Source organism: Paenibacillus sp. OT2-17, assembly GCF_009827695.1.
Taxonomy (GTDB): domain Bacteria; phylum Bacillota; class Bacilli; order Paenibacillales; family Paenibacillaceae; genus Paenibacillus; species Paenibacillus polymyxa_B.
Genome location: NZ_WUDQ01000173.1, coordinates 1 through 6,961 on the forward strand (window position 1 = coordinate 1; position 6,961 = coordinate 6,961).

5 protein-coding genes and 2 pseudogenes are annotated in these 6,961 nt (G+C 50.3%); all 7 read right to left on the reverse strand.

The window, feature by feature from the left end:
* The coding region (locus GRP75_RS16345) for a GatB/YqeY domain-containing protein (protein WP_160789820.1) at positions 1-140 on the reverse strand (140 nt) is incomplete at its 3' end.
* A gap of 16 nt (positions 141-156) precedes the next feature.
* A complete protein-coding gene (gene rpsU / locus GRP75_RS16350; RefSeq protein WP_005547957.1) occupies positions 157-330 on the reverse strand; it encodes a 30S ribosomal protein S21 in 174 nt (57 codons plus the stop codon).
* Positions 331-501: 171 nt separating this feature from the next.
* On the reverse strand, positions 502-861 hold the full coding sequence (locus tag GRP75_RS16355) for a histidine triad nucleotide-binding protein (RefSeq protein ID WP_053325787.1): 360 nt from the start codon (positions 859-861) through the stop codon (positions 502-504).
* A 162-nt stretch (positions 862-1,023) separates the two neighbouring features.
* A pseudogene (locus tag GRP75_RS16360) lies at positions 1,024-2,318 on the reverse strand (aminotransferase-like domain-containing protein).
* Between the two features lie 327 nt (positions 2,319-2,645).
* Positions 2,646-3,050: a hypothetical protein gene (locus GRP75_RS16365; protein ID WP_028540454.1), complete on the reverse strand. Its 405-nt coding sequence runs from the start codon at positions 3,048-3,050 to the stop codon at positions 2,646-2,648.
* A gap of 261 nt (positions 3,051-3,311) precedes the next feature.
* On the reverse strand, positions 3,312-6,707 hold the full coding sequence (locus GRP75_RS16370) for an AAA family ATPase (RefSeq protein WP_160789821.1): 3,396 nt from the start codon (positions 6,705-6,707) through the stop codon (positions 3,312-3,314).
* Positions 6,704-6,961: pseudogene (locus tag GRP75_RS16375) on the reverse strand (exonuclease sbcCD subunit D); the annotation flags it as partial. The pseudogene GRP75_RS16375 and the gene GRP75_RS16370, both read right to left, overlap by 4 nt.

Below are 6,961 nucleotides of genomic sequence, written 5' to 3' on the forward strand. Positions count from 1 at the left end.
TTGTCGTCCAAATCCCGTTTCAAATCTATTTCAAGATTTTTAATCGTAGAACGAACCATTCGAATGGTGGAGAGTTTGAACTTGTCCTTACTCTTCATTGCTTGCTTCATATCTTCGTTCAATCGTTCGCTCAAATTCATGATTGCTTAGATCCTCCTAGAACTTTCTCTTACGAGCAGCCTCGGACTTTTTCTTGCGCTTTACGCTTGGCTTTTCATAATGCTTGCGTTTCTTCACCTCAGCCAATACGCCATCCTTAGCAATGGAACGTTTAAAGCGACGAAGTGCAGCATCAATTGTCTCGTTTTTGCGAACTTTAGTTTCAGACACCAGTTTTCCCTCCCTCCGACCAGACCGTCCAAGAGCAATAACACGGTTCATCAAATTTTATTATAGGTGAAACGGAAACCAGGTGTCAACCTATAAGAAAAAATGAATACATAAAGGGCCATTTTTCTCCATTCACATCCGTATTACTGAAAAGACAAGCTCTGTCATTTTTTAAAAATGTGAGTCCGAAATACCTGTCAAGGCACCCAATTTGGCGCCGCCCAGTAAGTGATAATGCAGATGCCCCACCGCTTGTCCACTATCTGGGCCACAGTTGTTAATCAACCGATAGCCAGACTCGGCAATTCCTAACTTTTTCGCAACCTCAACCGCAACACGATGAATCTCCGCGATAAGAGGAAGATCCTCCTCTGTCACAGCGTTCATCGAAGGAATATATTTTTTTGGAATAATGAGCACGTGTACTGGCGCCGCAGGCTGGATGTCATGAAATGCGAGCACATTGTCGGTTTCCAACACCTTCTTGCTGGGGATGGTTCCATCCACAATTTTCAAAAACAGATCGTCCATTCAAAACCCTCCTTTGGCAGTGAGCCGATCATAAGCAAATAGACAAAAACAGCCCTTGCTCTCGGCATTCAAAGTTATGTATTTCCCACACTGAATAGAAACATATACAGCCATGTTTGGTTATACTTATGTTTCTTTATGTATCATAACGGAAAAAGGGTCTTAATACCAGTTTCCCTTACTAACTTCCTCTATAATAGCTTTCACCCCTGCATCAATTTGATCCAACTGTGCGCGCGAAATACTTATGCGCAAAAATTTCTCTTGTTCCCTATAGCCTGATAAATAAAATCCTTTGCCAGCTACAACCTGGATGTTCCTAGCGGAAAGACACTGTACCAAGCGTTCCAAATTCACCGTCCGAGGCAGTTTAAACTGCATATAAACTCCTGAAGTTACAGCTGAAGTCTGAACGTATCCGGCCTGATTGTATCGTTCCACAGCCTTGTTAAGAGCACGAACGCGCTCCGAATACAGTTTATATATCGTGTGCTTGTGGCGTTCATACATTCCATTTTTAATATAAATATCAAGCGCCGCCTGAGACAATATAGATGTGTCGACATATCTTTTATAAGTGTTAAACGTCTTCAATAGGACTTCTGGCAATACCGCAACTCCTAATCGCAAGCCGGGGAAAATGATTTTCGAGAAGCTTTTCAAATAAATAACATGGTGTGTCTGGTCGTATGCATAAATGGGATCAAAAAGATGATCGGCCCCCAAATCTGCCATATAGTCATCTTCTACGATGTACACATCATATTTGGCGGCTAAGGCAGCTATCGCTTTTCGCTCCTCTGTGTTGTAAGAGACTCCTAATGGATTATGATATCTTGACATGGTATAAAAAAACTTGACGCTGTCCGGACGATTGTACTGACGGGTATGTTCTCTTCCTCCAGAAAACGCAAATATATATCGTAACTTGGCTGCTCGACCAAAACCTTTTCTTTGCCATTGGGAAACGGCATTTTAGCGAGTATCTCCAATGCCTGCTGAACACCCGAAGTAACGATAATCCGATCCATTTTTGCAAACACCTGAGTATCAGCCAAATGGGAAACCAACGTATGACGCAGTGTTTCCAGCCCTTGCGAATCGCCATAAGTGAACAGATGATATTTGTAGGTGTCAATAGCCTGATTCAAACAATGTTGGAAATCCAGATAAGGGAATACATTCAAATCCGGGGAGGCCGAAGCAAAATCAACGGAGTCTTGAATATGGCTATGGTGTAAATCGCCCGAATTTTCCACTACATAGTATCCACTTTGCGGTATGGAATAGATGGCGTGTTTCTTTTCAAGTTCAGCATATGCCCGCAGAATCGTGCTTTTGCTGCACCTGTATAATTCAGAAGCCTCACGGACCGACGGCAACTTGTAACCTGATTTATATTGTCCCTCGCGAATTTTAAGTTCTATATCCAATAAAATTGAAACGTATTTTTTCACAATATCCTCCCACCTGCTCTTTACATACTCATTACATGCTCATTTCATTACATGCTTATTCCGTCTTATGTTTCTTTACACGCTAGATATTACCATGGTTTATGAATAAACAGGATACCTCATTTCATTGAACTGTACTAATACAGTTTCAATCATTGAATCATATTCGGGATGTTTTACGTGAAAAAGAGGCTGTTTCTTCATAATGAAGAAGCAGCCTTGCATGGTGATAATGTATGGATGCGCCTTAAAGTCACTTGTACTGCACAAGAACTGTAGGCGGGAGAGAGCAGGAATTCACTATGTCTGACGACTAAGAAAATAGGATTAGTAATAAGGCAGCAAGCTAATCGCTGTCAACGCTGCAAGTGGCAGAATCAAACGATTAAAGCGACGGCGTCCGTATGGGAACCCATATGCATAAGCGGGTGCTGGATACGGGTACGGGTACGGATACGGAGGATAAGACGCATAGCCACCATAAGCACGGGAGCCGCAGCCACAATTATTAGGCGGATATGGGAGATTAACATTGACATTCTCCATTTCGTCTCCACCCATAGGAACGGCTAAGTATATCTTTTCATCATCCACATGCTCTACAATGCCGTCATACATTGTCCCGTCCTTCACCCATACGCATACATAACGATGCATATGCTTTTGACATAGTGTTTTAGCATCCGTCTGTTCCGGTGCTGTAACTTTTTCGGTTGTCATGCTTTTTTCCATGGTTGTTTCCTCCTAGGCTCTTGCATGTATACCGTATGTTATTCAAAAACGGGCTATTTGCTACATCAAATTGGGCGAATTCCGGCTTGCAAAAAAAAGAAGCACCCCGGGAGCTCTTGGCAGAGCCCCTCTGAACGGACGTATGATGGGAAGATTTCTTCCGCAGCATACGTCCGCCGGGGTGCTGTATGATTAACTTGTCGGCTTGGCTGTATTATAACAATAGTTTGAAACTGTATCTGTGACCTGTATCACATTGCTTCAAAAAGTTTCCATAACCACACGTGAGCCGCCTCCAGCCTGCTCTGCTGGCAGAACAACTAGCTTGCGCGGAAGACGGGCCCGTAGTTCAGGCACATGACTAATCACACCAACAGACAACTGATCATGGTGCAGCTTTTCCAGTGAGGTGATCACTGTGTCAAGCAGCTCAGGGTCCAACGTTCCAAAGCCTTCATCCAGAAAGAAAAATTGCAGAGGGTATTGGCCCCGCAATTGAATTTGAGCCGACAGCGCAAGCGCAAGCGACAAGGAGGTCAGGAACGTTTCGCCACCGGACAAGGTCGATACCGGACGTTTGACCCCACCGTTGGCATCGTCACTAATGACAAATCCACCGCTGGAATCTACCTCTAGCGCGTAACGCTGCTTGGTCAGAAAACGTAGGCGGCGTGAAGCCGACTGACTGACCTGCATGAGCTGCTCCTCGGCAATATATTCAACAAAGGCATTGCCGCGAAAAACAGACTGGAGCTTGGACATTTTTTCCGCTTCGCTACGCAAATGTATACGATTGGACTCCAGCTCCATCCAGCGGACGTGCCGATGCTGCAAGTCCTCTAAATCACGCTCAGCCTTGGCGCGATTCTGAAGCGCCTCTTCATCGCGTGCACGGCAATCACGTAGCTGTGCAGTGGCCGTTTCCCACTGTTCCTCTGATACCGTTGCTCCATTCAGCTGCTCTTTGACATGTTTTAAGCGGGAAGACAGCTCTTTTTCCCGTTCTCGATGCAAACTCACTTCACGCTCATAGCGTGCGGCTTCTTCCGGTCCCAGGCAGCATTCCATGACCTCTGCTTCCGTAGCGAAGGAGGATGCTTCCAGACGGCTGCCCCAACGGGACTCTGCCATCTGCCGTCTTTCTTCTGCCGAGTCGGAGGCCTGCCGGGCAATCAGTGAAGCATGAACGGCTTGCTGCTTGCGTTCTTCCGCTTCGGTACGGCGGCGTGCCGCGGCTTCGGCTCCGTTTTTAAGTCCCAACAGTCGCGAGGTCGCTTCTTCCAGCAATGAAGCCGCTTGGCCATCTCCAACCCACTTTCGGAGCTGTGCTAGCTTTTCACGAAGCGAATCATCTTTGCTTTGGAGCCCTGTACGGCGGGCAATAATGATTTTATCCTCCTCGATGATACTCTGCTGTATCTGTTGAACACGCGCCGCCTTTCCTTCGAGGAAGGTCACACTCGTCTCCAGCCGGGACCGCAGCTCTTCCGCACGCCCGTCGCGCTCCTGCATGGCGCGGTAACGCTCCGCGGCTTCGCCCGGAGCGACATCCGGCAGCTGCGCCGCCCATTCGACGCGTAGCCCCTCGCTGCGCGTGGTGCATGCCTCGCGCTTGCTGCGTGCCTGCGTCAGCGCTGCGGCAGCTGCCTCCTGCTCGGCGGCAGCACGGATACGCCGCTGCTGTCCGGCAGCGTCTGCCTCGCGCAGCGCCTGTGCCTCGGTAGGCAGCATATGCGCACGTGCGGCTAGTTCTGCCGCAGCACGCTCCAGCGCCGTGCAGCGCTCCGCCCAAGCGGCGGCACCGCGTGGCTCTGCTGGCGCTGCCACAGGCGTGAAAGGCTCGCCCGTGGCGGCAGCGCCGCTGTCTGCGGTGGCGGGCTGTGCCAGCAAGCTGCGCTGCTCGTGCAACTGCTGGCGCAGTGTAAGGCGCAGCTCCTGCAAACCGAGCCGCAGGCGGTGCAGCTCATCTGGCGCAGCGGCATCCGCGCTATGCGCCGCGACGACGGCAGGCGCGGGGTGATGCAGCGAGCCGCACACTGCGCACGGCTCGCCTTCGCGCAACTCGGCAGCGAGATGCTGAGCGAGACGGCCCAGCTCCTCAGCACGGAGCTCGTGGCGCAGTTGCTCTTCCTCGGAGGCCAGTGACGACATATCGGCGGTGATCTCTGCCTCCAACGCCAGCAATGCCTCGATGCCATCAGCTGCCTGTGCAGCAAGGGCAGAACGCCGTGCCTCCGTCTCCCGTGTCTCCTGGTCCGTCAGCTTTAGACGTTCGTCAGCTTGCGCAAGCCGTTTCTCCTGAGTGGCGTACTCCAGTTCTGCTTCACGCAATTGCTCATTCGCGATTTCCAGCTGTTGCAACCGTTGCACGGCCTCTTGCAGCATACGCCGCTCATCTGCCCGCACTTCATTTTGCTTTAGCTCTTGTTGAAGCTCCTGCTGTCGCTTCAAGCCTCGCGTCTGTAGCTCTTGTTCCTTTGCGAGTCCTTCTGCATGTTCAGCAAGGGTTTGTTCGCTTTGCACAAGCTCGGCCGCCAGACGTTCCCGTTCGGTCCGCAACGCTTCCGTATCACGCTCCAGTTGAAGCGCCTGCTCTAGTTGGTCGATCCGAAGCAATAGCTTCGGTTCTTCGGCACTGAGTGCTTGCCGGGCCTGTTCATCTGCTTGCGCAGACACAAGCGCAGCCTCCTGCGCGGTAGCGGCCAGGACTTCCATTTCTTCGGCAGTCTTTTGCCGTTTTTCCGCTTCAGCAATGGCTTCCTTCCAATCCGTCAGCGCAGGCAGCAATGCCTCGGCTGCAGTTGCTTGTCGAAGCTTGCGCTCCAGCAAAGCAATGCCTGGCTCCTGTGCTGCCAACTGCTCCAGCTCGTTCGATCTTTGGCTGAGCTCGATGACCAGCTCACGGGTTTTGTTTAGCGCCTCCGATTCACGTGAGACACGCTCTAGCTCGCGACGCGAAGCTTCTGCATTGGCAATCGCCTCTTTGAGACGCGACTCTACATGTTCAAGCGCTTCAGCACTCGCATCCCCCAGCCCTTGCTGCTCCGCCTCTAACGCTTTCAGTGCGCTATCGTTATCTTTCACACGACGGCTTAGCTTCTGTGCAAGTTGATCTCCGTACTTCTCCAGATGGAACAAACGCTGTAGCATCTGTCTGCGTTCACTGCCTTTTAAGGACAAGAATTCCGCAAACTTTCCCTGCGGCAATACGACAGCTCGTGTAAAATCGTCCATTTTTAGGCCGATATACTCCTCCACACAGCGCGTCACATCCTGCACCTTATCGGCAAGTACTTCTTCGCCATCCTCTGTTAACGCAATAAAACGGCTAAGCGTATTATTAACCGATACGCCTCCAGCACGTTTGAAACGTCGTTCTACACGGTAACGACGAGGCCCTTGAGCTGACATTAATTCAAACGTAAATGCAACAGACAATGTATCCTCAGCATGATTCATAATGCCTTGTGTACCATTCACTGCCCGCTCCACTTTACCGTACATAGCCAACGTAATGGCATCCAGCAGCGTTGATTTTCCACTACCCGTTGGGCCAAATATCCCGAACAGTCCAGTTTCGGTCAAATCGTCAAAACGAATTTCCTGCGACTCCCGGTAGCTTTGCAACCCCGCCAGTTTTAGAAGGATTGGTTTCATGCGTCATCCTCCTCAGCGTGGTCTCTTGCATCATCCTGTTCCACCAGTTCCAGAAACAACTGCACTAATCCGTCATCCGGCTGTGCTCCACCTGTCTGCCGCTGATAGAATGCCCGGAACAACTCATGCACTGGCAGTTCTGATCGTTGGTGCTCCAGCTGTGCGGCAGCCATTTCTGGATACATTGGGCGAATATGAATGATGCCTTCACGGCTTTTGCGCAGCCGCTGAATATCTCCCATCGACATCGCTTC